Annotated in this window: 1 protein-coding gene; it reads right to left on the minus strand. The window is 66.2% G+C overall.

Annotation, left to right across the window (positions count from 1 at the left end; translation table 11 throughout):
* A partial coding sequence (locus CCN29_RS33910; RefSeq protein ID WP_086686299.1) for a sec-independent translocase occupies nucleotides 1-412 on the minus strand: 412 nt, incomplete at its 3' end.
* Nucleotides 413-474 lie beyond the last annotated feature (62 nt).

The raw sequence follows: 474 nt of genomic DNA on the forward strand, positions 1-474 counted from the left end.
GCGGGCGGTCGTCGGCCGCCGGCTGCTCGGGCTTCTTCGTCATGTCCACCCGGCCGCCGGAGGGGGCGGGCGAGGGCGACGCGTCGCTGTCGCGCCCGTGGACGGAGTCCGCGACCTCGGCCATCTCCTTCTTCAGGTCGAAGCCGTTGCGGATCTCCTTCAGCCCCAGGTCGTCGTTGTCCAGCTGCTTGCGGATGAACGTCTTGGGGTTGAGGTCCTCGAACTCGAAGTCCTTGAACTCCGGGCCCAGTTCCTGCCGGATGTCCTGCTTGGCGCTCTCCGAGAAGTCCCTGATCTTCCGGATCGTGCGGGTCACGTCCTGGATGACCTTGGGGAGCTTCTCCGGACCGAAGATGAGCACGGCGAGGACGATGAGCGTCACCAGCTCGAGCGGTCCTATGTCATTGAACACCTGAAGCTCCTCGCGATGCCTTCGGTCCTCGGCCCTCGGTGCCGGTCGTTCGCCCTCCGTGG

The organism is Streptomyces pseudogriseolus (genome assembly GCA_002154585.1).
In the GTDB taxonomy this organism is placed as follows: domain Bacteria; phylum Actinomycetota; class Actinomycetes; order Streptomycetales; family Streptomycetaceae; genus Streptomyces; species Streptomyces pseudogriseolus.